The organism is Periweissella fabaria (assembly GCF_918814575.1).
Classification (GTDB): Bacteria; Bacillota; Bacilli; order Lactobacillales; family Lactobacillaceae; genus Periweissella; species Periweissella fabaria.
Genome location: NZ_CAKKNS010000001.1, coordinates 268,675 through 295,145, shown reverse-complemented (window position 1 = coordinate 295,145; position 26,471 = coordinate 268,675). Strand labels below are relative to the sequence as shown.

27 protein-coding genes are annotated in these 26,471 nt (G+C 40.3%); 7 read left to right on the top strand and 20 right to left on the bottom strand.

Features of this window, described 5'->3' with window-relative positions; translation table 11 throughout:
- Positions 1–87: 87 nt before the first annotated feature.
- Positions 88–618: a hypothetical protein gene (locus LQZ75_RS01505; protein ID WP_230096076.1), complete on the bottom strand. Its 531-nt coding sequence runs from the start codon at positions 616–618 to the stop codon at positions 88–90.
- A gap of 154 nt (positions 619–772) precedes the next feature.
- Positions 773–2,059 (bottom strand): UDP-N-acetylglucosamine 1-carboxyvinyltransferase, encoded by a 1,287-nt coding sequence (gene murA / locus LQZ75_RS01500; RefSeq protein ID WP_230096075.1) that lies wholly within the window; start codon positions 2,057–2,059, stop codon positions 773–775.
- Positions 2,060–2,337: 278 nt separating this feature from the next.
- On the opposite strand from murA, the gene LQZ75_RS01495 reads away from it, so the two are divergent.
- The 3 genes from LQZ75_RS01495 (at position 2,338) to LQZ75_RS09780 (ending at position 3,633) form a co-directional block, all read left to right on the top strand.
- Entirely contained in the window at positions 2,338–2,820 is a 483-nt protein-coding gene (locus LQZ75_RS01495; protein ID WP_230096074.1) for a GNAT family N-acetyltransferase, read from the top strand.
- An 87-nt stretch (positions 2,821–2,907) separates the two neighbouring features.
- On the top strand, positions 2,908–3,288 hold the full coding sequence (locus LQZ75_RS09785; protein WP_354002012.1) for a transposase: 381 nt from the start codon (positions 2,908–2,910) through the stop codon (positions 3,286–3,288).
- A gap of 123 nt (positions 3,289–3,411) precedes the next feature.
- Positions 3,412–3,633: an IS3 family transposase gene (locus LQZ75_RS09780; protein ID WP_354002010.1), complete on the top strand. Its 222-nt coding sequence runs from the start codon at positions 3,412–3,414 to the stop codon at positions 3,631–3,633.
- Here the strand turns inward: LQZ75_RS09780 and LQZ75_RS01490 are convergent.
- From LQZ75_RS01490 to LQZ75_RS01465, 6 genes are all read right to left on the bottom strand, one after another.
- Positions 3,622–4,344 (bottom strand): hypothetical protein, encoded by a 723-nt coding sequence (locus LQZ75_RS01490; protein ID WP_230096073.1) that lies wholly within the window; start codon positions 4,342–4,344, stop codon positions 3,622–3,624. The genes LQZ75_RS09780 and LQZ75_RS01490 overlap by 12 nt on opposite strands.
- 54 nt (positions 4,345–4,398) lie before the next feature.
- Positions 4,399–6,147 carry a DUF262 domain-containing protein gene (locus LQZ75_RS01485; protein ID WP_230096072.1) on the bottom strand — a complete coding sequence of 583 codons (1,749 nt, stop codon included), beginning with the start codon at positions 6,145–6,147 and terminating at the stop codon, positions 4,399–4,401.
- 238 nt (positions 6,148–6,385) lie between these two features.
- A complete protein-coding gene (locus LQZ75_RS01480) occupies positions 6,386–6,577 on the bottom strand; it encodes a bacteriocin immunity protein (RefSeq protein ID WP_230096071.1) in 192 nt (63 codons plus the stop codon).
- Positions 6,578–6,686: 109 nt separating this feature from the next.
- A complete protein-coding gene (locus LQZ75_RS01475; protein ID WP_230096070.1) occupies positions 6,687–7,271 on the bottom strand; it encodes a hypothetical protein in 585 nt (194 codons plus the stop codon).
- A 148-nt stretch (positions 7,272–7,419) separates the two neighbouring features.
- A complete protein-coding gene (locus tag LQZ75_RS01470; RefSeq protein ID WP_230096069.1) occupies positions 7,420–10,317 on the bottom strand; it encodes a DEAD/DEAH box helicase in 2,898 nt (965 codons plus the stop codon).
- Positions 10,310–10,720, bottom strand: coding sequence for a (deoxy)nucleoside triphosphate pyrophosphohydrolase (locus LQZ75_RS01465; protein WP_230096068.1), 411 nt, complete (start codon positions 10,718–10,720; stop codon positions 10,310–10,312). The genes LQZ75_RS01470 and LQZ75_RS01465 overlap by 8 nt, the downstream gene beginning before the upstream one ends.
- 216 nt (positions 10,721–10,936) lie before the next feature.
- Between LQZ75_RS01465 and LQZ75_RS01460 the strand changes: the two genes are divergently transcribed.
- From LQZ75_RS01460 to LQZ75_RS01445, 4 genes are all read left to right on the top strand, one after another.
- Positions 10,937–11,383 carry a CopY/TcrY family copper transport repressor gene (locus tag LQZ75_RS01460; protein WP_230096067.1) on the top strand — a complete coding sequence of 149 codons (447 nt, stop codon included), beginning with the start codon at positions 10,937–10,939 and terminating at the stop codon, positions 11,381–11,383.
- A gap of 32 nt (positions 11,384–11,415) precedes the next feature.
- On the top strand, positions 11,416–11,787 hold the full coding sequence (locus LQZ75_RS01455) for a cupredoxin domain-containing protein (protein ID WP_230096066.1): 372 nt from the start codon (positions 11,416–11,418) through the stop codon (positions 11,785–11,787).
- Between the two features lie 24 nt (positions 11,788–11,811).
- Entirely contained in the window at positions 11,812–13,740 is a 1,929-nt protein-coding gene (locus LQZ75_RS01450; protein ID WP_230096065.1) for a copper-translocating P-type ATPase, read from the top strand.
- Between the two features lie 353 nt (positions 13,741–14,093).
- The gene (locus tag LQZ75_RS01445) at positions 14,094–14,996 is read left to right on the top strand and encodes a hypothetical protein (RefSeq protein ID WP_230096064.1); all 903 of its coding nucleotides are present in this window, start codon (positions 14,094–14,096) and stop codon (positions 14,994–14,996) included.
- Between the two features lie 72 nt (positions 14,997–15,068).
- Here the strand turns inward: LQZ75_RS01445 and aroE are convergent, their stop codons facing one another.
- The 12 genes from aroE to trpD form a co-directional block, all read right to left on the bottom strand.
- The gene (gene aroE, locus LQZ75_RS01440) at positions 15,069–15,881 is read right to left on the bottom strand and encodes a shikimate dehydrogenase (RefSeq protein WP_230096063.1); all 813 of its coding nucleotides are present in this window, start codon (positions 15,879–15,881) and stop codon (positions 15,069–15,071) included.
- A gap of 11 nt (positions 15,882–15,892) precedes the next feature.
- Entirely contained in the window at positions 15,893–17,071 is a 1,179-nt protein-coding gene (aroC, locus tag LQZ75_RS01435; protein WP_230096062.1) for a chorismate synthase, read from the bottom strand.
- A gap of 20 nt (positions 17,072–17,091) precedes the next feature.
- Positions 17,092–18,312, bottom strand: a complete 1,221-nt coding sequence (locus LQZ75_RS01430) for an MFS transporter (protein ID WP_230096061.1) — start codon at positions 18,310–18,312, stop codon at positions 17,092–17,094.
- 8 nt (positions 18,313–18,320) lie between these two features.
- A complete protein-coding gene (locus tag LQZ75_RS01425; RefSeq protein WP_230096060.1) occupies positions 18,321–19,109 on the bottom strand; it encodes a shikimate kinase in 789 nt (262 codons plus the stop codon).
- Positions 19,106–19,927, bottom strand: coding sequence for a prephenate dehydrogenase (locus LQZ75_RS01420; protein ID WP_230096059.1), 822 nt, complete (start codon positions 19,925–19,927; stop codon positions 19,106–19,108). Before LQZ75_RS01420 ends, LQZ75_RS01425 begins: the two co-directional genes overlap by 4 nt.
- Positions 19,920–21,230, bottom strand: coding sequence for a 3-phosphoshikimate 1-carboxyvinyltransferase (gene aroA / locus LQZ75_RS01415; RefSeq protein ID WP_230096058.1), 1,311 nt, complete (start codon positions 21,228–21,230; stop codon positions 19,920–19,922). Before aroA ends, LQZ75_RS01420 begins: the two co-directional genes overlap by 8 nt.
- A gap of 349 nt (positions 21,231–21,579) precedes the next feature.
- A complete protein-coding gene (locus LQZ75_RS01410; RefSeq protein WP_230096057.1) occupies positions 21,580–22,155 on the bottom strand; it encodes an anthranilate synthase component II in 576 nt (191 codons plus the stop codon).
- A complete protein-coding gene (gene trpE, locus LQZ75_RS01405) occupies positions 22,152–23,516 on the bottom strand; it encodes an anthranilate synthase component I (RefSeq protein ID WP_230096056.1) in 1,365 nt (454 codons plus the stop codon). Before trpE ends, LQZ75_RS01410 begins: the two co-directional genes overlap by 4 nt.
- Complete coding sequence (gene trpA / locus LQZ75_RS01400; protein WP_230096055.1) at positions 23,509–24,279, bottom strand: tryptophan synthase subunit alpha; 771 nt, start codon at positions 24,277–24,279, stop codon at positions 23,509–23,511. Before trpA ends, trpE begins: the two co-directional genes overlap by 8 nt.
- The gene (locus tag LQZ75_RS01395; RefSeq protein WP_230096054.1) at positions 24,276–24,851 is read right to left on the bottom strand and encodes a phosphoribosylanthranilate isomerase; all 576 of its coding nucleotides are present in this window, start codon (positions 24,849–24,851) and stop codon (positions 24,276–24,278) included. The genes trpA and LQZ75_RS01395 overlap by 4 nt, the downstream gene beginning before the upstream one ends.
- Positions 24,838–25,635: an indole-3-glycerol phosphate synthase TrpC gene (gene trpC / locus LQZ75_RS01390; RefSeq protein ID WP_230096053.1), complete on the bottom strand. Its 798-nt coding sequence runs from the start codon at positions 25,633–25,635 to the stop codon at positions 24,838–24,840. Before trpC ends, LQZ75_RS01395 begins: the two co-directional genes overlap by 14 nt.
- The gene (gene trpD, locus LQZ75_RS01385) at positions 25,632–26,471 is read right to left on the bottom strand and encodes an anthranilate phosphoribosyltransferase (protein WP_230096052.1); all 840 of its coding nucleotides are present in this window, start codon (positions 26,469–26,471) and stop codon (positions 25,632–25,634) included. Before trpD ends, trpC begins: the two co-directional genes overlap by 4 nt.

The following is a 26,471-nucleotide window of genomic DNA, read 5'->3' as shown; positions in this document are numbered from 1 at the left end:
AATTAATATTTTCCCATATAGCTAATATTAGCATTAATAATGATAAATTTAGCAAATCTTAGGCTAAATTTTCACCCCAAAAATTAACTATTTACTACTTCGGCTATGCCGTGTGGCAATATCATCTTCAACATTCACTTGGTTTGCAAATTGCTTGAGCTTCCTATCAGTGTAATTCGTATTTAAATAGCCGACTAAGTGATTGACTTTAACGGTTGCCACATCTGCCCCTGTTGACGCATAGTATTTAATGGTATCGTGGTTCATCCCCGTAACCGCAAAGTATGGTTGCCCCGGCTTATCAGTGGCAATGTGATAAAGAGCGAGCTCATCACTTGGCTGACTCTTGATGACTTGCAAACGGTTATCAAAGCTTAAGGCCTGATATTCGGGATGATTAACCCGTTGCTTCCCATAGACAAATACCGCCATGGCCATTAATTGATCGTCGTGCTTGAGTTTTGCTGGTGTTAAGGTGCCTTTTTTTATGATGATACTGGCTTGATTCTGTAAAGCCTCATCGTTCCGTAGTTGCTTTGTAATTAGGACGAGACCGCCAATAACTAAAATACTTAGGGCCAAACTACCGATAATGACACGCGTTTTATGTGTTTTCATATATCCCCCAATCATATAAATCTTATTAATTTTAGCCTACTATGGACCTCATCAAAACGCAATGTATGTGCTTAGTACCAGTGCTGTTTTGGATAGTTAAATGTCGATGAAAAAACTCGAACCACTTATCATGTGATTCGAGCTTTTGGTTAGGTTATACTTCTACTTCTTGGCGTAACTCAATGTTAATTCCGAGACTACTTAAGTCACCAACAAGGTTCTCATATCCACGGAATAAGTGCTTTACATCGTGTAACCGGGTTTCCCCTTCAGCACCTAAAGCCGCAAATAACAGACACGTCCCCGCACGGACATCCCGACAATTAACATCTGCATCCGCAACTAAATCACGATAATGGTGACCATGGATGAACGCAACGTTATTTTGCCGACCAAGGTGGATGCCCATCTTAGCGAGTTCTTCAACGTGGCTAAAACGGTTGTAGTAGACATTATCTTGGACTGAACTTGGTGTATCAGCATAGAGCATCAACGCTGTTAATGGTTGTTGTAAATCAGTCGCAAATAACGGATACATCCCCGTCACAAGGCGCATCCCATTGATACTACCAACTTTGCGTGACGTAATCCCAGTACTTGTCCGAGTAATTTCAAGGCCCATGTCTTCTAGGGCAAATAGTAAACTGGCGAGATGTTCGGGAATAGCATTCGTAATGGTCACATCGCCACCAACAATCCCAGGTAACATTAGTAATGAACCCGCAATTAAGCGGTCAGGAATAACGGTATACTTTAATTCATGAATATGTAAATTTTGATTAGGCGTAATTGTAATCGTATCCGTTCCTGCCCCCACAATATGATGACCCATTAAGTTCAAGAAGTTAGCCACATCGACAACTTCAGGATCAGTGGCGCAGTTAGTAAAAGTGGTCTTGCCACTCGCTAATGTCGCAATTAACATGAGATTAATCGTTGCCCCAGATGTCACCACTTCAAAGTGAAATTCGGTACCAACTAAGTTATCCGCATACACTGTATAGTGACTACCTTCTGGTTCAATCCGGGCACCGAGTTTTTTCATCCCTTTAAAGTGTTGGTCAATTGGGCGTGACCCAAAGTCATCCCCACCAGGATAGGATAAAGTAACTTTTTTGAATTTCTTGAGTAATGGTGCAATGAAATAGTATGATGCCCGAAAATCAGCGGTAATATCAAAATCAAGTACATAGTCTGTTGCTAACCGTGCATCGACTAGGAATTCTTCGGCTTCACGTGAGGTGTGAATACCGACTTTAGCGAGCATCTTTTCAATCAAACGAAAATCCCGTAAGTCTGGGACATTCTTAAGGTGGACAACGTTGTCATTTAAACAAGCCGCGGCAACTAATGCTAAGGCACTATTTTTTGAGCCTTGAATAGCAATATTACCATGAACGGCGGGTGATTTTTGAACAGCAATATATTGGTTTTCTTGCATAGGTAACCCCTATCCTTTAATTTCTAATAGTCATCTGGCATAAAATAGCAATGCCGGCTGATCGAAACGTTGCGATAGTGGCAAACCGCGTAACGTTATTGCTTTTATTATATTGAACTATAACATAAATGTATAGTTATATGCGTTCTGTTACGAACTCTTATAATAAAGCAGACTGCTACTTATTTTACGATAAATTATTTTATGTGGTAGCTTATATTGCTTCAAGCAATTAGTATATAATTTAGGAATTCAATAATTGAAGGATGTAGGTAAGGATGATTCAATATCGTAGTTTCAAAGATTCAGATGCAGAGGAAATTGCTAGTTTGGTTAAAGAAACCATGTTAACTACCAACATAAAAGATTATTCTAAAGAGTATTTAGATAATGATTTAAAACATCTTACTGCTCAAGATTTTAAAGAACGAGCCAAGAATTTTCACTGTTATGTATTTATTGATGATACTGTCAGTAAAATCATTGCTGTGGGTTCAATTGGGGCATATTGGGGTAAACAAGATGAAAGTAGTTTGTTCAACATTTTTGTATCCTCTGAATATCAAGGACAAGGAATTGGTAAACGTCTGATTCAAGTATTAGAACAGGACGAGTATTTTGAAAGAGCCACGCGTATTGAAATTCCTGCTTCGATTACTGGTTTGGGCTTTTATCAAAAAATGGGTTATGCGTTTAAAAATGGGCAAAGTACACTTGATGATGAACAGCTATATCGCTTAGAAAAATTCAATAAAAAATAGGTTGCGGTTTTTATCAAGAAACGTTGTAACAGCAGCGGTATAGGCGTTCACAAAATAAAAGCGATGAACCAGACATTGTATATATAAATAACCGTAGAACCTTTATATGGTACTTCTATATGGCACTTCACGATTCAGAAATTTTTTGATCATCTTCTCGCTTTATCACCTGAACTTCGTACATCCTATGAATTTTATCAAGATATCATACACTCCCTTAAGCAACGCGATGCCGTATATTTAGCGAATGTTCTTCATGATGCCACTAAATTACCACCTCAAATGATGAAAGTTCGACGTGCCATTAAAAAAGTTTACATCGAAATCCTCAATAGTTTTAAATATGGTTTTTCCAATGGGCCAGTTGAAGGTATGAACAATAAAATTAAAGTCATCAAACTAATGGGTTATGGCTTTCGTAACTTCGGGAACTTCCATCAACGGATTTTAATAGCATTTAAAAATTAATTTTTCGTAATGAATTACAAAAAAGCGACTAGTTCGAATCTCGAACTAGTCGCTTAAGCAAATAAACGCATTTATTCAATTTTTAGGTCCATCAGTACCATTTGACTTATAACCAAAAAACGCATGATCCGTAAGGCTACATATTTAGACAATTCGGTAATTGAGAGTTTCTTCAGAACTTTAAAAGTGTGCCCAGTACTCCAAAAGCAATATCAAACGTTCGCTGAGCTAAAATCAGCAGTTATTAAATTTATGGATTACTACAATAACAAACGAATTAAAGAAAAATTGAATGGCATGAATCCAGTTGAATTCCAGAACCACGCCATCCAATTAATCACTTAAAACACCACTCAAATTTATGGGGGTCAGTTCATTTAGCAAGGTTTTTATAATATCTTCCTTGGATTGATACGGTGTATTAATTATTAATGGGTTTGAGTTAATATATGATGTCCAATAGGGATCAGAATCTATATTGTCAATATTTCTGTCAATAGCTTCAGTAGCCCATGAATAAAGGAGCTGATTGGTTCCAAGCATAGATGAACCAGGTGCATTAATTATGGAACCGACAATATTAGATGATTCAGGGGTCGCTTTGATAAATGCTATATCAGTTTGATCAATAAATGTACGTCCACGTAAGTACGTATTTGCTGAAAAATTTGATGATCCTACCATTAAAAAATTAACTTCCTCATTTTCAAATATGTGAATGATTTTGCTATGATTACGAACATTTGTACCAATACTCGTAGAATATCCGCGGTATTGCAACTCGTTTAAAATATCTTTTGACGTACTACCCGGGTAATAATCGTTCAGAACAATTGTTACTTTATTTTTGGGCACATTATGAAACACTTCATTAACTAGATCTTTAACTGAAGTTCCATTTGAAATGACCTTACCCCAGCAGGCACCCCAAATATGTATATTAATATTATTTTTGGTGTTATTACAATACATGTTGATAATAGCATTTATATAATTAGCCATATATCCAGGACTCATTTGAGACTTTATTAAGGCTTGTATTACGTAATTATTCATCTTTTATCCTATCTTCTATGATATGTTATTATGGTTTATTTATAATTAAAATTCCTATTCAAATTTGTTAAATAATATCTTATTTACTATTTCGTTGGCCACTTGATATGATCTTTCTAATATTTTGTCATTAACAGTTCCAAAATTATTGTCCTCTAATTCTTCAAATACAATATCAAAATCTGTTTTTTTAGGGTAAAAAGATTCCGCTATAACTTTATCATATTTTTTGGAATTATCGATCTCATATAAAGTTTTGGTCTTTTTATTTTGATTCAGATTTTTTGGCAAATACATAGCATTTCCCAATCTCCCTAAAATAACTTTTTTCCCCGTATCCTTTTCTCTAATTCTTGCCTTTGGATAAATATGTTCAAATTGTAATGATTCACCATAATCAACCAGATCAGATAGATATGTCAAGTTTGCATGAATCGTCGATAATGCTTTTACGTCAGAAGTAAATCTTTCAGTTGCTGTATTTTCATCCCTTATCCAAGACCTAAATCTATTAAGAAACTCATTTTTATCAGGTGCAGTCATATAGTGTTTCGTGTTACTTTTTGGGTAAAACTCGTATAACCTACTATCACCTGCATTCCCCCATATTCCGTCTATAGAATCTTTAACATAATAAGCGGGAATATTTTTAATTATGGATATCTCATCAGTTGAACCTTCTTTCTCATTCCAAAGAGCTGCAAAATATGACAACGTCTTATATGTTGTACTTAAAGCTCTGTGATATTCTAACCCATTGTTGTTTTTATTTGTATTTTGCTGAATTAATTTATCAAAAATAGTAGATAGTTTGTTACTAATTCTATCTGCTTTGTTAAGTATAGTCTCAATATTATCCTGAATATAAATTAAACTATTAGGTATACTGCCTAACTTTTTAGGATCGATATTAGTTGAAATGCCTAATATTCCAAATCCTATTTCATTAATACTTTTTTCAGCATCAGTAACTAATGCGGGTACTCTTTTAGAGACAAACCTTCCGATTCCGATTCCGAGTTCATATAGATTTATGACACGCTTTTCTGTTAGATCATCTTCTGAAAATCCATCTAGAGAAAATCCATAATTCTCTGCTTTTTCTTGTTTATTTAAATAAAAATCTTTAACGTGACTTAATATCTCATTTTGGAAATCTGTGAAATTTAATTCAATTGCAGTATGTGTCCATGCAGCCGCAAATATTTCGAATTTAGATAGTTGAACTCCGCCTTTGTTCAAATTTTCAAATACTTGTGCAATATTACCCTCATCGCCGGTATACCTAATTATAGGTATTTGAATATCTTCAACTTTTAAATATTCACTGATCAAATTCTGAACATGTTTTATCAAATCCCGAATATCTTTGGCTTTTTTGTGTTCAAAATTGTATTTTTCTTTTTGCTCATCTGCCCAGTCGGATAAGTCATATCGATAAGATAGAATATCATCAAATTCACCCTCTGATATTTTGTCAACACTGTTTCCTGTAATCCAACTATTTAATTTATCAATATTTTGCTTATATATATCAGGTGACAACTTCTTAAAATAGGACGCTGAGTTTTTTTGAAAATCTAAAATAGTTGACCACCTTTGTTGACCATCTAGTAGTTTTTCTTTTTGATCAACAGACTTTTGAAAAGTTAGCAAAGCTCCAAATGGAAATCCTCGATGTAAACTTTCAATAAGTTCTAATTTTTTGGATTTATTCCATACATATCCGCGTTGAAATTTAGGAAGGACGATATTGTCTTTTAATCCAGACACTGTAACTGTAGTAACCTGATAATCACTCATAAAAAACTCCTATTATTAATTTTTTTGTAACTCAAAGAATCAAATTTTCATTTACCAAATATCCACCATTTTTAGATTTCCCTTTTTTCTAATTAGTACTATTGCCCAAATCACTGTTATCATTAATTTCGTCTTTTGGGTTACTTTTTTATCAGGAAATGTTGTAACAGTAGCGGTATAGGCGTTCACAAAATAAAAGCGCCACACTATCGTTAATGGGCGCTGTTATTTATTCATTTTATATTGCTAGGGGGATGCCGATAATAATTAAAATTATCCCAAACCCGACACTACTCCAGAGGGCCATTATGCTAAATGATGATGTGCCTTGGTTACCGTGTTCTTTGATATTTTTAAAATATTGACTCGCAAAGTAAAGTTCAAAAATACCAATTATAATCGCAATAATACCCGCAATATGTTCAAACATAACCTATCTCCCGTCTTGATTTCTTAACCATAACGCCTTCTCGAGTGTAAGGATACTCTTTGTGGCAAGGTAATTCAATTAATCGGTATTGAGCTGGGGTAATGCATTGTTATTGTCCTTTATTAGGGTTGCTAGCACTGGCAATGACCGCATCCAGTTGGCTGATGAATGGGACGTAACGTTGATTAAGGTCGTTGACACTCGCCGTTGTCGGCTGAATGGCCCCTGGTGTAGGCGTCGCTGGATCTGGGCCTTCATTAACGGTATCACCGTTAACATGAAAAACGACTTTACTTTCGGGATTACCCGCATCAATTGAGATGGTGCCATCAGGTGCGGTATTAAAGCTTAACCCCGCGCCTGCTCCGAAACGTTGGAGATTTGCGTCAGGTGTCGTGCCATTAATATCTAGATAGGCCGCCATGGCTAATTCAGGATTCGATAATTTGGGTTGTGCGGAACTAGCCGCAGAGACACTACTAGCAAAACTAGCCGCATCTTTGAGACTGCTAATAGAGGCATTGGCTTGTTGATTAGCGCTTTGTAGCTCATTAATCGATTGTTGGGCCCCTGAGAGTTGTTGGGCGGTAACGGCATCGGCGGCATCGTTATAATGATACCCGATTAAAATACCGGCACCAACTCCCATCATTAGGACTAATAACATAAAAACGGTGTACATGATTTTGCGCATATGGTCCTCCTTGAAATAATTCATTATCTAACTTGTTCTATTTTACGGCAGGACAGCCGCGAGTGCATCAAATATTGACTAATTAGCTCAAAAACATCGCATCGGAACTGCTTCCCGTGCGATGTTGGTTTAATTACACACCTATTTCTTATAACAACGCTTGAAAAAGTGAATGTGATATAGGTTGTTGTAACTTAAGTTCCCATTTTAATAAATTGGTCTCTTTATCATTAATATCTTTGACGACAACTTCCTCAGTATTGATAACTTTAGCTGAACCCAAGTAATAAAAACTTTTTCCATCTTTAGTAACTTCATCCGAACGTTTTACAAATACTTGAATAAAGCCATATTTATCAGTTGCTGAAATGATTTTTTCTGTCGGACTTATTAATGTTCGTTTACTCTTTGAATACCAAATCATTGTGTCGTTATTTATAAAACGATCTTCATATGGCACCAAATTGGTAGCGGTTATTTTTTCTAAGTTAACAAACATTGGTAAAAAGCGATTGTTTTTACTTTTGATGTAGCCACCTACATTTTGCCCGGTTTGTTCTTTTTCCCAATTCAATAAACGAATCGCATCTTTACGATAGTATTTTTCACCAATTTGAAACCGTTGCGTTAAATCATAATTATGTTCTAAATCAAGCTTAGTAGCTGCTAAGGCATCATCCACATATTTATGAAAATTAACATCAGCTAAAGCTAACTTAAATTCTCCAGACAATTCCCATAGATTACCTGTCCGCGTAATTAAGCTCGTATCACCATATTTTTTCAAAGTACCCGATAAATAATACTCTAACGTCAACATCTTTTCTAAACTCATTAATGAATCATCATCATAGAAATAATTATTTAAGTCAAAATTGGCCAATAGTTGCTCATCAGTTAACTGGCTCTTATCAATTAACATTTTAAGCGTCACAACATCAATTATTCGTTTAGAATTAACAACTTCTTTATAAATAAAATTCAACATTTTACATTTTTCGTCAGTAAACGTTGGCAATACAGTATTAACGTCCTCGAATTTGGCTTGCATTGCATATAGTGAGTCAAATTGTTCAATTAAATCATGGATACTAATTGAACCCAACGAAAGAATATCTAGTAGGAATGGTACCCGATTACCAATTTTTTGCTTAACATTTAAATATGCTTCTCGAAAAATTGAAACTGAGTTTAGCTTGGCTGCTCTAATTGATTCCAAAATTCTTTTAGCCGCAATTTCTTCAAAATTTATCGTTGAAACACCATTAATCACTGGTGCCACAATATTTTTTCGGAGTTTCTCTTTATCTGATGTATTTGATTTATCAAACGCCATAGGAATCATAAAGTTATTTTGATAATTTCCAATAAAATCAAGCACTGTGACGTACTCTTTATTACCACTTTTACGTAGCCCTCGCCCTAATTGCTGTAAAAAGATAATACTTGAAATAGTTGGACGCATCATTACTACTTGGTTAACCTTTGGAATATCGATTCCTTCATTAAAAACATCAACGGTAATAATATATTGAATTTCGCTTTCTTCTAATTCAGAAACAACTTTTTTACGCGTTTCAATACTATCTTTACCGCTCAAAAACTTTGCAGGCACACCACGATTCGTTAATGCAGTTGCCAAAGCTTTACCTTGTTCAATCTGACTAACAAAAATCAAACCATATAATGTGTCACCAGAGTAACCATAATAATGCGTCTTTTTCAACAGATGTGTAACTCGTTCATCAGTAGCCAGATTAGTTAATACACTACCTTCTTCCATTACTTCGCCATCAAGCGTATAGTCTGTGACACCAATGTAGTGAAATGGTGCCAATAGATCTGCCCCTAAAGCATCGAGTAATGAAATTTCATACGCTAAATTATAATCAAAGTATTGATAAATATCAGCGCCATCAGTTCGCTCTGGTGTGGCAGTCATACCCAATAAAAATTGAGGGGTAAAATGATTCAAAAAGCGTTGATACATTGTCATTGACGTTTTATCTTGACTTGTCCCAATTCTGTGCGCTTCATCAATAATAATGTAGTCAAAGGCATCTTCTGCAATTTGGTTTAGAAAACCATCCTTTGAAACCATATTGATGGTCGCAAAAAGATACTTAGCATCACTATCTTGGGTATGACCAGATAAGATTCCATAATCATGCTCACTACCACCGAGAACTAACTTAAAACTTTCGATTGCTTTTACTAAAATTTGCTCTCTATGAACAACAAAAAGTAATCTTTTCGGTCCAGTCTGTTTAACATCAAGGGCCGCTAAATAAGTTTTACCCGTCCCAGTAGCTGCAACTACTAAACCTTTACTAGCTCCTGAACTACGTAATGCTGATAACTTAGCTAATGCCTTTTTTTGCATTGCGTTAGGTTGCACCGTCTTTAAATTCGTCTTTGCTATTGAATTAAAATGGGTATGTGCATTTGATTGCGGCATAATATAAGTACTCGCATAATCATCAATCCATTTTTGTGTTAATGGAATCGCATTTTCCCAAATATTTTCCAAACCATTGGTTACTTGATAAACGATATCACCTTGTTGCATTGAGGTAACTCGTAAATTCCATTCAACATTCTTCTTAAGCGCATTTTGCGTTAAGTTTGAACTACCGATTATCATAGACAGATAGTCTTGATGTTCAAACAGATAGGTTTTGGTATGAAATCCATCTACATCCGCTAAACGAACTTCTAAATTTTCAATTTTTAATAACTCACGAAAAACCTTAGGATTATTGAAATTCAAATAAATTGACGTAATCAAACGGCCTTTAATCCCTCGTGTAGCCATATCCAAAAGCGTACTTTTTAAATCAATTAAGCCACTTTCGGTAACAAACGCAACCGCAAAAGTAAATGATTTAGAGGTTTTCATCTCTTCAATTAAATAATCCAGCACCGAAGTATCAGCCTGATTCGTTAATAATTGCGGTTGAAGTTGTACTTGAATATTTTGTTCAGTTCTTTGATCAATAAAAGCATATTTTGCTGCCTCAAGTAATTCATCTGAACGATTATTCATCCGCCTTAAAACCTTTCTTAACGAGGTCTTGCATAGCGGGAATATCGGTTGGGACCCAAGCTAATTCTTGAACCTCAATTTCATCAACCCAACGAGTTTCGTCATGTTCAATCATCTTAGTTATCGGTGATGTTAATTTTGCATAAAAAACTTCTAGTACCACAGTTCCAAAATCATAACTGTGTTCATACACAGATTTAAATTCTTCAGCAACCTCACATTCCGCCCCAAATTCTTCAAAAATTTCACGTTTGAGCGCTTCTGGGCCAGTTTCATTTTTTTCAATTTTTCCGCCCGCAAATTCCCAAAGGTCACCTAGTGAACGTCCTGTTGACCGTTTTGCAACGAATAATTTACCATCTTGTATAATCGCTGCCCCGACAACTTTTATAATTTTATTCATTTATTTTCACCTATATTAATTAGCATATTTTATGTATATATTAAAATTATAAATGTTTATCGCCATTATTTATAGTAAATTCCCAAAATAATCCTGATATATCAGTCTATCCTCCCCCATCTTCCCGTCCTCCAGTTCTTTTGTGTTTACAAATGTAAACGAACGTGGCAGAATAGATGGTGGAAAGCGGATTATATGCGAAAGGAGATAGCTGCTATGGAATCTATGGAAGTCAACGGCACCGAAATGACGAGTGCGGAATGGGAATTGATGCGAATTGTCTGGACTAAAGGTCAAGCCAGTAGCACTGACATCATTCACTTGATTCAACTCAAAAAAGATTGGTCTGAATCAACCGTCAAGACCCTCTTACACCGGCTCGTTAGTAAGAACTACTTAAGCACAACAAAAGAAGGCCGACGCTTTATCTACACGCCCCTCATTGATGAAGGTCCAGCTGTGCAACAGATTACTAGTGATCTATTCAATCAGATCTGTGATATGGAGAAAGGTCCTCTCCTCCTCAAGCTCATTAAGGAAACGACATTGAGTCAAGCAGACATCACTAGCATGCAAGCAGCCCTAACAGTTAAAGCCCCAAATGCGCCAACTGAGATTCACTGTCATTGTCTACCTGATGACACTTGTAATAAATGTTGTTAACTACTATCTACTTTTAAACGGAGGTCATTATCATGACTAAAATTATTGTTCTCATCGCTGGCCTAGCGCTAATTGGCTTTATCATTTGGTGGTTTTTCGGTAAACATGAAGTTGCTACCGGTACAGCCACCGTTGCTAACAACCACCAAGACATCGATATTGAAGTTAAAGGTGGTTACTCACCTGAGGAAGTCGTGCTCGAACATGGTGTGCCCGCAACCTTACACTTTACCCGTAAAGATGCCTCAAGCTGTCTTGACCACGTTGTCTTTTCAGACTTTGGGATTAACCAAGCCCTTCCACAAGACAAGCAAGTCGCCGTTGAAATCGATACAAGTAAGCCTGGCGAATACACATGGGCTTGTGGCATGGACATGTTCCACGGTAAAGTCATTATCAAGTAAACGACAATTAATCGGAGGTAAAAAATGAAAATCACGACCCGTTTCTGGGTATCATTAATTCTCTCACTACCAATGTTGATTGAAATGATTTTGATGCCCTTTACCAACTTCATGCTCCCTGGTGGTCACTGGACAATGGTTGCCCTCACGACTGCCGTAATGCTAATCTCTGCGCGCCCATTTGTAACTAGTGCATGGGCCTCCTTCCAAAAGCACCACTCAAACATGGATACATTAGTCGCCATTGGTACCGCCACGGCCTACATATACAGTATTTATGCGATGCTTACTGATAAGGCTGTCTTCTTTGAAAGTGCGGCGTTTGTTATTACCTTTGTCCTCTTAGGCCAAGTTCTCGAAGAAAAAATGCGTGATAACGCTTCTGATGCCATCGAAAAACTCGTTAATTTACAAGCCAAAGAAGCCGAAGTTCAACGCGACGGTCAATTCGTTAAGATTCCATTAGCGGATATCGTCGCTGGTGATTTAATTCGAGTTAAACCCGGCCAAAAAGTTGCCGTTGATGGTACGATTGTCGAAGGAACTTCAACGATTGATGAATCAATGGTCACTGGTGAAAGCATGCCGGTCAGCAAAGCCGCTGGTGACAAAGTTATTGGTGCCACGATCAACAGTAACGGGACATTTGTCTTCAAGGCCGAAAAAGTCGGTAATGACACGATGTTAGCCCAAATTGTTGAATTAGTTAAAAAGGCCCAAAATAGTCATGCTCCTATTCAAAATTTAACCGATAAAGTATCTGATATTTTTGTTCCAGTCGTCTTAATTATTGCTATTGCAACCTTCCTCATCTGGTATGTCTTCCTTGGTACCAGTGTGGCCGACGCCTTAATCTTTGCCGTTTCGGTCATGGTAATTGCTTGTCCATGTGCCCTTGGTCTTGCAACGCCAACGGCCTTAATGGTTGGAACTGGTCGTGGTGCTAAGATGGGGATCTTAATTAAAAACGGTGAAGTTCTCGAAGCCGTTAACGATGTTAAGACTGTGGTCTTTGATAAGACAGGAACCATTACCGTTGGGAAACCAGCCGTTACCGATGTAATTGGTGACATTCACCAAATTATCCCTGTTGCTGCTGGGCTAGAAGAATCATCTGAACACCCGCTTGCCGCTGCTATCATGACGTATGCGAAAGCTCAAAACATTGCCGCTACACCGGTGGAAGCTTTTAAAGCCATTGAAGGCAAAGGTGTGCAAGCCCAAGTTAACGGTCAAAAAGCCTTTGTTGGGAACGACAAACTTCTTGAAGACGTCGAAATTAGCGCTGATTTAAAAACCAACATGCTTAAGTTACAAAATGAAGCCAAAACCGTCGTCTTTGTAGGGCTTGATAATCAAGTGATTGGTTTGATTGCCATTCAAGATGCCCCCAAAGCAACTTCCAAAGAAGCCATGGCGGCCCTCCATGCTCGGGGTCTCAAAACCGTTATGCTCACTGGTGATAACCAACGGGTGGCCGAATCAATTGCTAAGCAAGTCGGTATCGATGAAGTTATTGCCGATGTCTTACCAGCTGACAAAGCTGACCACATCAAGCACTTGCAACACAGTGGTGCCGTTGCCTTTGTTGGTGATGGAATTAATGATGCTCCGGCTTTAACAACCGCCAATGTTGGCATTGCGATGGGTTCGGGAACTGATATCGCGATTGATTCGGGTGGAATTGTCTTAATCAAAAACGACTTACGTGACGTTGATACGGCGTTAGCTTTGAGTAAGAAGACTTTTAACCGGATTAAGCTCAACTTATTCTGGGCCTTCATCTACAACGTCCTCGGAATTCCAGTTGCAGCCGGTTTATTCTACGGGTTAGGCTTAACTTTAAGTCCTGAAATCGCTGGGCTAGCGATGGCCTTTAGTTCCCTTTCAGTCGTCACTAGTTCCGTCTTACTAGGTAAGAGTAAAATTACCGCACATACCGCAACAATATAATAGAAGTAAAATATCCTTATCGTTAAATCTCCCTAAAGTGGTAAACCACTTTAGGGAGATTTTTTAGCTATATTTGGTAAAAAATCTTTTACATATAGAAGTTGGGTAAGATAACCATATGCACTTACTAGTCAGTGTCCCACTTAAAATTTCAGTAACTACACTTGTTGAGAGCATTGGTTCAATGAATGAAAATGTAATTGCTAATTACATCGATAATCAATGAAAAAATGATACTCAATATTGACTTAAGAACATATCTCGGATACCATATACTTCTATTAAAAAACATTAATAAATACATTAATATCCATGTTCATTTAATGTATTTTAGGCTTTGAAAGGATTTACTTATGTTACATTTTAAGCAACTAAGCTTGGTACTTCCCGTCGCTCTTATCGCTGCAACTTTAGCAGCTTGTGGGCAAACTAGTTCAAATAACGCAGCTAAATCAAGCAGCGTATCTACTTCGAGTAGTACTGCTGCAAGCTACAAGGATAGTGATTTTGATCACTCTAATGAAGGCAGTCCAATTGCTACGGTCGGTAATGACAACTCAACCCTCCAAAATAGCCCAGCTGCAAAAGAAGCGCTTAACCGTCTGATTACAGCCCAACCACTGACACAACGTAATCGTATTAAAGTTTTAAATAATGATTTACAAGCTCAACTAGGTCAAGTGGCCTTACCACAAGTAACTGGTTTAGGCCAAGGTAGTCAAAATCTTAATATTGCGTATACCGGTAATCACAATAATTACACGATTAATTATACGGTTGGTGACACACCACTCGCTTTTAATAGTCCGATAGTTAATAAACAAAACCCATATGCCGTCTTACAAAAACAAACATTTAACTCAGCCAATGAAGCTAAACAACAAATTAGCTATATTGTTGCTGAAGATACCTTTAGGGGCATGCCCGTTACCGGCTTAAAATCTGGGATTACGGCCTTTTATGATCAAGGTGCTGGCCACAGTAACCTCTACTGGAATGAAGGTAACTGGTCACTTGGGGTTAAAGCTAATTCATTAGCTGACCAAAAACCAGATCCACTAGCCCACCAAACGCTTGACTTGTTAGATCAATACTACCTACCAGCTCCTAAGAGTGTCGGGCAAATCTCATTTAACAGTACAATTACGCCACGTATGCGTGATCAAGTAATTAAGTGGCAAGATGGTAACATCGTCTTTACCCTTACGGCTCATGATCCTGAAACAGCTATTAAAATGGCTGCAAGTATTCATTAGTCCAGCGTATTATTGCTTTAAAAATTGAAAAAAGCGACTAGCTCGAATTTCGAGTTAGTCGCTTTTTAGTTATTAAACGCCATCGTTGGTCAAAGCAGCCACCATTACGGTTAACGGTGCCGGTTGGTCATGCCAGATTGTAAAACTTAACGCCCCTTGATGACTTAACATTGGTAAGCCGCCCATGACACCATGACCAGTTTGAACCGCTGCTTGCATCAAGGTAGTCTGGGCTTGACGATAGATTAAATCAATGACCAATGCATGGGGCGGTAACTGCCCTACTTCGGCTAGTGTTAAAATACTTTGGTCATCGGTTAAGCCAACACTCGTAGCATTGATTAAGATATCAACCGTTGGTAATACCGGCTCGAGGGCTGTTAATGGTTGTAGTTCACACGCAAAAAGCCGTTGTAACTCAACTTGATGACTAGTAAAGCGTGGACTTAATTGATTAAAAACCGTTAAATTAACATCACTGGGGCACGCACTAATGATGGCTTTAGCTGCACCACCTGCGCCAATTAAGGCGATGTTTAAGCCCGTAATATCACCGGGAATACTTTGCCAAAAACCGGCCCCGTCTGTTGAGTAGCCAACCCACTGCCCGTTGATATTTTTAACGGTATTGACCGCTTCAATCTGAGCAGCCGAAACATCTAAACTATCCACAAATGGGATAATCGCTTGCTTAAAAGGTGTCGTGACATTAAAGCCAGCAATATTATCCGCTCGAAGCCGTTCAACAATCGTGGTAATTGCTTCACCTGGCGTGTTAAGTAAGGTGTATTGGCCATTGATTTGACATGCTTGTAAGGCCGCATTTTGAATTTGCGGTGATTTTGAATGAGCAATTGGATCCCCGATTAAACCATATTTTTGCATCTATCACTCTCCTAAAAGGCTTGTACTTCACGTCGGTATGCGGCAACTTGTTCCTTTAAACGGTCAATATTATCGTTATCAAACTTGGCCAACACAGCTTTGGCCAATTCAATTGCCACCATATGTTCGGCAATTACAGCCGCCGCCGTTACCGCGGTTGTATCAGACCGTTCAATACTTGCCTTGTGTTCTTGGTGTGTATCAATATCAACCGACCGCATTGGTTGGTATAACGTTGGAATCGGCTTAACAACGCCACGCACGACAATCATTTCCCCCGTCGTCATGCCACCTTCAAAGCCCCCCATATTATCAGTTGCCCGGTAAAAGCCCCGGTCAGCAGACCATAAAATCTCATCCATTACTTGACTACCGTATAAGCCCACATGGTCAAAAGCGGCCCCAAAATCAACCGCTTTAAAGGCATTAATGCCTACAATAGCACGGGCAATCTTAGCATCAAGCTTCTCATCGGCACTTACATAAGAACCTAACCCAGCGGGCATCCCCGTTGCTAAGACTTGCACCATTCCACCGACCGTATCGCGTTGCTGTTTAGCTTGGTCAATGACTTGTTGCATCTGTTGGTCTGTTGCTGCACTCAATGAGCGAGTTGGTAACGCTTCACTAACTGCCCGCACCGCCGCTAAATCTGGAAACTCGGTTAACGCCGCTAAGTCCGTTTTAACTGGTCCTAGCTGTTGGACAAAGCCATGTACATCAACGCCAATTTCGGCTAGTAATTTCTTGGCAACGGCCCCCACCGCAACCCGCATGACCGTTTCCCAGGCCGATGAACGTTCCAAAACATTGCGTAAATCAGCTTGATGACGGTATTTTATCCCGCCCACTAAATCAGCATGTCCCGGTCTAGGACGCATGACTTTACGGACGGAATTTTCCGGGGTCGCTGGCTCATCGGGGGCCATAATTGCGGCCCAATTATTATGGTCATTGTTGTGAACATTTAGTGTAATTGGTGATCCCAATGTCACTTGGTGGCGAACACCTGACAAAATACTAACCGTATCGGTTTCAATTTTTTGCCGTTCTCCGCGACCATAGCCATGTTGGCGCCGCGCTAATTCAAAGTTAATATCAGCACTACTAAGCTTTAAGCCTGCGGGAATACCTTCAATAATGGCTAATTCTTCTGGACCATGGCTTTCACCAGCTGTCATGTATTTCATAATATATCCTCATTTCTATTCTATTGTGCTAAAGTTTCGTGGCCGTGACGCCGTTGGTAAACGAAATTAATACTAACAATCACGATATTAATTACGGCAATAATGATTAAACTACGCATTACTACCGCTAAATGGGTGGCGGCAAAAGCACCGGTTATTGCGGGCATCAATAATATGGCAATCCCACCACAAAAGAAGTACCATCCGGTTACCCGACCAGCAAATTCAGGATTGTGGGCAATAAATTGACTTAATCCTAGTTGTAAAGCACCCCCAGCGGCCGCAGCTCCGAAAATAAAGCTACCAATTCCAGCCAATACCATCGTGTGGCTTACTAAGACTAGACTCAAGCCACCAAACGCACTCACGGCAGTTATTAATAATAACGTGGCTTCTTGTAACCAGACTCGCTGAGTAATAACAAAAATTACCCCGACACCCGTTAACGAACCAATACTGTACACACTCAATAGTAACTGGGAATGTGCAACTGAAAAATCTTCTAATGTTTTGAAGTAGCGTGTGACCCACTGAGTGAAATGAATCATTAGCCACATGGCAGTGAAGCCATAGACTAAAAATAAGCTATTCAATAAATCCCAATGCCACTTTTTAGTCGTGACTTGTTGTGGCCGTGTATTGGGAAGCGTTAATGTTGCCAAGACTTGTTTATCAATTGTAATGGCGATAATGATCGTCACAATTAAGACCACTGCCGCTGTCCAAAAGGCCCAACCAAACCATAATTGCCGGTGTAAAAGAAAGACTAAAATAAGCGGTAAAATAGCCTCACCTAAGGAAATCATGGCTTTAATGAAAACATTCCCATTGGATTTCCCATGATTGATTGCTAGTAAAGTCGGATATGCAACTGAATCTAGCGTCGCATTGGCCACCCCTGCTAACCCGGTTAACACAAAGGCCACCACAACCGTCTGACTCAGTGGTAATAGGCTAAAGAATATTAAGTATGCTGCTAACGCTCCGAGTAATAAGTACTTTCGATTAAGGTGGTCAGCAAGTTCACCTAAAAGTGGGTAAGCCACTAACTTACCAAATCCAATCGCTGATACAACCGTCGTGGCGCTCGCCAATGATGCATGCCATAGCCCCGTTAATTGTTGAACGGTTTGCGCTAAGATAATCAACGTAAAACCTTGAACAAAATAACCGAGGTAAATCGCAATTTGAATCAACAGCCGGGACGGATTCGCTTTGATATTATTAATGATTTTCTGCATTAGTCCTCCTATCGAATGCCCATTTGGGCCATTCTTTGTTGATGTTCAATGGCAACTCGAGTCACTAACTGCAAGTATTCAGCAATTAACTTGTGCGGTAAGATATCGCCAAAGCGGGCAATAATATCATCTTTAGCTGTGTTCATCCGGTTAGGCTGGACAATTGGTAATTGATGTTGCGCTTTGATTTCGCCAATCCGTTGGACAACCTCCATACGCTGGGCTAATGCTTGCAAAATTTGATTATCAAGGGCATCGATTTGACTGCGTTCAAACGCTAAGACAGAATCCTGCGTTAATTTAGTCATGATTTCTTGTGTAATCTGGTCGTGATCCTTGAAGTCAGTCACAATATGTTCAGTTGCAACGGCGATAAAAGCGGCCCGGCGATGTTGCCATAAGGCCTGTAACGCTACGATATTATTGTTCAGTAGTAATGGCCGATCAGCCGCATCGGTCCCTAAAAGCCGACTAACGTTATTCGTAAACGTACTATCAAGCCAAATTACTTGCGCATCACTATGCTGAATTATTTCAAGTGATTCAGCTTGTTCAAGTACCCCACCGCCTGTACTCAAAATAAAGGCATCTTGGTCGAGAATTTCTTCTAGTAATGTAAATTCAACGGCTCGGAAACGCTCTTCACCAGCATGCGCGAAAAAAGTGGCGGTTGTTTCGCCAATATGTTCAGCAATGCGGGCATCTAAGTCAATAAATGGTTCGTGCATCTGGGCCGCAAGTTGCTTACCAATGGTGGTTTTACCCACACCCATAAAACCGACAAGAATAATTTTCATAATAAGTCCCCCCTAAAGGTCTTGATTTTTTCTAGGATTGTTGTTAATTCAGTCGTCTCTGCTTGCTGTGTTAAGCCTTCTAAGTATGTTAATTTAGCGTGCAATAACCGAATAGCGTCACTAACAGCTGTGGCATTATGGTGGTAAATATCCGTCCACATACTTGGATTGGCTTGAGCAATTCGCGTTGTATCACGGAAACCACCACCGACAAATGGTTGTAAGCTCGGTGCATCCCCTAATTCCATCACCGTTAAGACTAACGCATCGGCTAGAATATGCGGTAAGTCACTCGTGTAAGTTACCCGCGCATCATGGAGTTGTGGCGTTACCGTTTGGAATTGCGCTTCCAATGGTGCTAATAAGCGTTGCACCATCGCAATATCGTTAGGTTTACCACTAAGGAAAAACGTCTTATCACAGTATGAAACGCTGCGATGCCACGTGTAACCGGCATGATCTGTCCCGACCATTGGATGCCCCCCGACAAAATGGGGCAAATCCTGAGCGGCGTTAATAATATCCGTCTTCAACGAACCTAAATCCATAATTAAGGTGGTGATTTTGAAAGCGGCTAATGCTTTTAACTGGTCAATAATAATGTGGGGTGGCGTTGCTAAGATAATTAGGTCAAACGGCGTATCAATAGCCGTTGTTAAAGTTCGACTCGCCGTATCGATAATCCCATCCGCTTGGGCTTGGTCTAGGGTTGCTTGGTCTGTATCAATCCCGGTAATGTTGATTTCACGGCTTACTTTGAGTTGACGTGCGAGGGCTGCCCCCATCACACCAAGACCAACAATTGCTATTTTAGTCATTTAATAATTCCTCCAAATCATCAATAAAGTGTGGGTATGAGATATTTACGTTACTAACATCAGGCGTCTGGTGTGGTGTTCCAGTCATTAAGTGGGCAATTAGACTAAGCATCGTAATGCGATGATCACCAAAGTCATCAACGACACCGGCGGGCACCTGTAACGATGTTGGGCCGCTAATCGTAAAGCCATCATCGTTAACTTGAATATTCGCCCCAAATTGTTGGAGCACCTGGCCAACTGCTAGTAAGCGATTGCTTTCTTTAAAGCGTAACTCTTGGGCACCGGTAATATAGGTCACCCCGGTAGCTTGCGTTGCGAGAAGTGCAATAATCGGTAGTTCATCAACTAACTGGGGAATCTCGTTAGCACTAATCGTGGTGGCTTTTAAATTACTGGTATAGCGGATATTGATATCGGCAACCGCTTCCCCATGAACTACGTGTTGGTGCGTTAAGGTCACTTGGGCCTGCATGCGGTCTAAAACAGCTAAGATACCGGTCCGTGTTGGGTTTACACCGACGTGGGCCACTGTTAGTTCACTAGCGGGAATAATACTCCCCGCCACTAACCAAAACGCCGCTGAAGAAATATCGCCGGGAATATTAATTAATTGAGGCCGTAAAGTTACTGGCGCTGATATATGAATTCGAGGACCATTAGTTGTCACTGGCACCCCAAACGCTTGTAACATAAGCTCAGTATGATTGCGAGTCTGGAAAGAATCGGTAACCGTTACGGGAATGTCAGCCCCCAAACCAGCTAGTAATAAAGCGGTTTTAACTTGCGCAGAACCAACTTGGAGTTCGGTATCAATCACGGTGGCCGTTATCCCTTGATTAATTGTCAGTGGTAAGTGCCCATCCGTTAGCGTTATTTGCGCCCCTAACCTAACTAACGGATCGACAACCCGTGCCATTGGCCGCCGTTGTAAACTCCGATCCCCGGTAATGTGAGCGGGAATGTTAAGCCCGGCTAACAAGCCAATCATTAACCGGGTTGTGGTCCCAGAATTACCAAAGTCAAACGCCAACGTGGTGGCCAAAGTAGCCACGTATGCTTGGATGCCGCGACGCCCAAGTCCTTGAACTTTAATACAAGCATGCTCATCATCACGGGTGATTGTAATGCCCAATTGCTCAAGGGCCTGAATGGTCTGGTTAATATCATCTGATGCAAGTGGATTTAAAATAGTGGTCTCACCTAGAGTAAGTGCCCCTAGGATTAAGGCCCGGTGCGTCATGCTTTTATCGCTGGCCGGTCGAATTGTCCCGGTTAAGGTTGGTGTTTTTAGTGGATTCATCGTGTTACTCCTGTCTTGATTTTACTAATTTCGTAAATTTAGGTATAAAAAAAACGAACCGCTGCGCTAGTTTTAGCGTCGGTTCGTTTAAGAAAAATCAATATTAGCCGATTATCCCTATTCCAGACCGAGCGCTTAAAAGTTACGCCCGATTCGTTGCAATAGAAGTTGCTTCTATTTCGGGCACGTCATGATTGACGTGCCCTGCACATGCAATCATGAGATTAGAAATAGAAGTAATATGAGTTATTAAATTGGATTTTGGTAAATTTCATAATATAATTCCTCGTTTAATAATTTAATCGTGCTCTCATAATATCTAAGTTAATCTTGACTGTCAACTATTAAATTAAATGAATTGCTTTTTTTCAGTAACCGTAATAAATTTTTCTAACATCTGCATGCCAGCCGGGGTCCCAATTGATTCTGGATGAAATTGTAGTCCATAGAGTGGTAAATTCTGGTGCTCCATGGCCATAATTTCACCATCATCGTCTGCTTGACCGGTAACAATAAAATCCGTTGGTAAGTGTTGTGGATCAATAATTAGTGAGTGGTAGCGCATAATATCATAGTCGCCTTCGGTAAATAAAGTTCCCGCTCGCGTGGTCATCGTCGAGACTTTCCCATGACGAATATGTGGTGCTAAAACAATTTGCCCACCAAATACTTCGGCCATAGCTTGGTGCCCCAAACAAATTCCTAGCATTGGTTTTGTCGATGCAAATTGCTTAATTACGGCTTCCATTTGGCCGGCTTGCTCTGGGGTCCCTGGTCCAGGTGAGAACACAATGCCCGTCGCTGTCGCAGCAACCGCAACTAATTGCGGGTCGTCATTACGCATGACACGCACCGTGGTTAGTTGGCCAATCATTTGGGCGAGGTTGTACGTAAACGAATCATAATTATCAACAAGTAAAATCATCTTAACCCTCCCACGTTCAATAAACCGCGTGCTTTATTGAGTGTCTCTTGATATTCATTAGCCGCAATTGAGTCATATACAATCCCCGCACCTGCTTGGACATAGCCTTGACCATCTTTGACAATCATCGTACGAATTGCAATCGCAAAATCAAGCTGATTATCTTGTGAGAGATACCCCACTGCCCCGGCATAGACCCCACGTTTGACGGGTTCTAATTCATATAAACGTTGTAAAGCACGTACTTTGGGCGCCCCTGAAACCGTACCAGCCGGTAAAGTTGCTTTTAGTGCTTCAATTGCTGGGGTCTTGGGGATTAATTGGCCTTGAACCTCAGACACTAAGTGCATCACGTATTGATATTTCTCTAATTCGAGTAATCGTGTTACTTTGACTGACCCATACGTACTAATCTTGCCAATATCATTGCGACCTAAATCAACTAACATCCGATGTTCGGCTAATTCTTTTTCGTCTGTTTGTAGCTCCTTAGCTAAAGCTTGATCATGAACCGCATCACGACCACGTTTGCGTGTACCAGCAATCGGATTAGTTGTAACGACATCCCCACGGACTGTAACGAGACTTTCCGGTGAAGCACCTATAATCTGATAAGGACCATAATCTAGAAAATACATATACGGTGATGGATTGGAACGCCGTAACTGCCGATAAAAATCAAATGGATCATCAACAAAGTCAAATTCAAAACGTTGTGATGGCACAATCTGAAACATATCCCCCGCTGTAATTAATGCTTGGGCTTGCTCAACCATCCCGGTAAATTGTGCTGGACTCATATTCGGTTTAGGTTGTAATTCATGGAGCTTAACTGGGACATCTTCGGCCGGCTGGACTGCATGTAGTTGCTCAATAATGTTAGTTATCACCGCATCTAAATTGGTCCGGCCTGAATAGCAATTATCCGCAACTATGGTTAGGGTTTGTGCTTGGTTATCAAAGATAATAAACGTCTCATACACAAACAAATGCATATCCGGCATGTTTAAATCATTAACCGGTTGTGCCCCTAAATCTTCATATACCGCTACCGTATCAAATCCCACATAGCCAATCGCACCACCTTGGAATGGTAATCCGGGAATTGGTTCTTCTTGTTGGACAACTAAAGCTTGTAACGCTTGTAAGGGATCGGTCGATGCTTGTAATTGACCATCAATATAAATCGCAGTCCCGGTCGCTTGAAATTCATGGACTGGATCAACGGCAATGATTGAATAATTAGCACTAGCCGTTTGGTTACCTTTCGACTCTAACAAGAAGGTCTTCGTTCCCCGTAAACGCATATAGGCACTAACAACCGTGAGCGTATCGGCATCTAATTTTTTAACTTTACGCATGCTGCGCCTCCTTCATTGCGGTAATGAACGTTGTTAAATATGGCCCGGCATCATAGGGGTGTTGGGCAATGATTTTAACAATCGCGGAACCCACAATAATGGCATTAGCTGTTGGAAACTGACGGGCATGTTCAACACTACTAATACCAAAACCAACCCCCACTGGAATATCACTATATTTGCGAATCTCACCAATAATCTGATTAGCTTCATTGGATAATTTCTGGCGGGTACCCGTAATTCCTAATGATGACACGACATAGACAAAACCAGAGGCTCGTTTAAGAATATCTGGTAACCGATGGATTGATTTACTTGTAACCAGTTGGATAAAATCACGCCCATATTGTTGCGCTAATGGTAAGAAGGCCGCCTGCTCTTCAAGTGGTAGATCGGGGAGAATAAGTCCTTGAACATCGTGGGCTTGCATTTGGGCTAGAAATTGCTCGTACCCGTATTTGAAGGCAATATTGGTATAGGTCAAAAAAACTAATGGCACATCGGTCTGTTGCCGAATCCGAGCGACCGTTGCAAAAACTTTAGCGGTTGTCACGCCGTTGTCTAAGGCCCGTTGGTCAGCACTTAAAATTGTCGGCCCATCAGCACTCGGATCACTAAAGGCAATCCCCAGCTCAACAACATCCGCACCAGCTTGAGCCATTGCCACGACGTATTCAACCGTGTGGTCTAAATCAGGATCACCGACGACGGTAAAAGCAATAAATTTACCAGGTTCTTGAAGCGTTTCAGTTAATGATTTCATGTTTGATTCCTCACTTTTTGGACTAATTTCTGCATTTGGGCCAAGTTTTTAATACCGGCTAATTCACTACCTGATGAAATATCAACTACATCTGGTTGCACTTGGTGAATGGCCTGCTCAAGATTACTAATATTCAAGCCCCCCGCTAACATTGTTGGTGTCGTACTAGCGACAACTTGTTGCCAATCAAATACCTGCCCATCCCCGGCGCCCGCATCAATTAAGCGATAAGCGGCGTGTGTGCTAACTTGTTGGTCGGGTGTCATCACTTTTATCACTGGTAACCCATGGGCCTGGATAGCGGCAACAAGGGCTTCGTCTTCTTGGCCATGGAGTTGAACATATTGGATAATATCTTGATAACTCAGAATTTCACGGAGACTTTGGTTCATAAACACGCCGACTAACGGAATATTATCAGCTAACTGTGACCGCATCGTTTGCGCTAAGGTTCGACTGACACTACGGCGATGACCAGGCGCTAAAATAAGGCCGGCAAAATCAGGTTGTACTTGATTCAAGTAGTCAATATCTTGGAGGCGAAAATTACCACACAGTTTAATTTTGGTCATATTTGAACCCGCGTAATTCATTAATCATTGCTTGTTTATTAGGGGCTCGCATGAACGTTTCCCCAACTAAAATCCCATTAACTCCGGCTTGTTCGAGTTGGGCAACATCCGCTCGAGTTTTAATCCCGGATTCGGAAATGACCGCAATCTCTGCAGGAATGCTTGTCCGAAGACGTTGAGTATTCGCAAAATCAACCGTAAAATCTTTGAGATTGCGATTATTAACACCAATAATTTGCGCCCCCGCCATGACAGCACGTTCAACTTCTGCACTATCATGAGCTTCAACGATTGCTGCTAGCCCTAGTTCAGTAGCTAATGCCAAGTATTGGGTAAGTTGCGCGTCCGTTAAAATTGCCACAATTAGTAAAATGGCACTTGCACCGGCAGCCTTTGCTTCATAAATCATATAAGGATCAATGGTAAAGTCCTTACGTAAAATTGGTAACGGGGTTGTTTGGGCAACTGCCGTTAAAATCGCTAAGGACCCTTTAAAGTACTCTTCTTCCGTCAAAACACTAATCATGTCGACTTTGGCGGCTGTATAATCACGGGCAATTTGTTGGTAATCAAACGCTGTGGGCGCCACAATTTGCCCTTTGGATGGTGACGCTTGTTTAATTTCAGCAATCACTGTCATTGGTTGTCTCATCAATTGCGCAACATCAAATGAACGCCGGACGGGTTGTGCTGCAATTTGCGCTTGTAAATCAGCGAGTGATACTTGGGCTTGGCGTGCCACCATATGTTGACGTGTTGTGGCAACTAGATCATCTAAAATCATTGGCGAACCTCCATCGTAGCAGCTTGGAGCTTGGTTAGTTGTGCTAAGGCCAAGCCACTAGTAAGGATGGTTTGCGCACGATCAATTCCAGCTTGAATGTCGGGAACTTGGGCGGCAGCATATAGCACCATTGCGGCATTTAAAATCACAATATCAGTCTTGGGACCAGGTAGTTCCCCTGCTAAAATGGCTTGCGTACTCGCTGCATTATCACGTGGTTCACCACCCCGTAAATCGGCAAGTTGGCAGTAATTAAAACCATACTCCGCTGGATCAAAGACCATTGTCGTAATCTGATAATCTCGTAAAATAACTAAGTCGGTTTTAGTAGTCAGCGTTACTTCATCGAGCCCATCTTGACCAGTAACCAAGATTGCATTTTTAACACCTAGTTGCGCTAACACATGTGCTAGTGGGACTAATAAATGTTTGGAATATACCCCCATTAGCATGCTTTGTGGGCGAGTCGGATTTGTTAACGGGCCTAAAACATTAAAGACCGTTCGTAACCCCAAACTATGACGGACTTGAGCCACGTATTTCATAGCTGGATGATACGTGCGGGCAAATAAGAAAGTTTGCCCCGTCGCTTTTAATACTGCGGTGGCTGCTTTGGGATTCAAATTAATATTGATACCCAAACTTTCCAAGGCATCGGCTGTACCAGATTTAGAACTCGCAGCCCGATTACCGTGCTTAACAACCGGCACACCCGCAGCGGCAACAATAAAACTAGCGGTCGTCGAAATGTTAAATGTATTCGCCATATCACCACCAGTCCCCACAATATCCATTGCCGCTAACTCCGCTGGAATTTCAACACTATGAGCGATCAT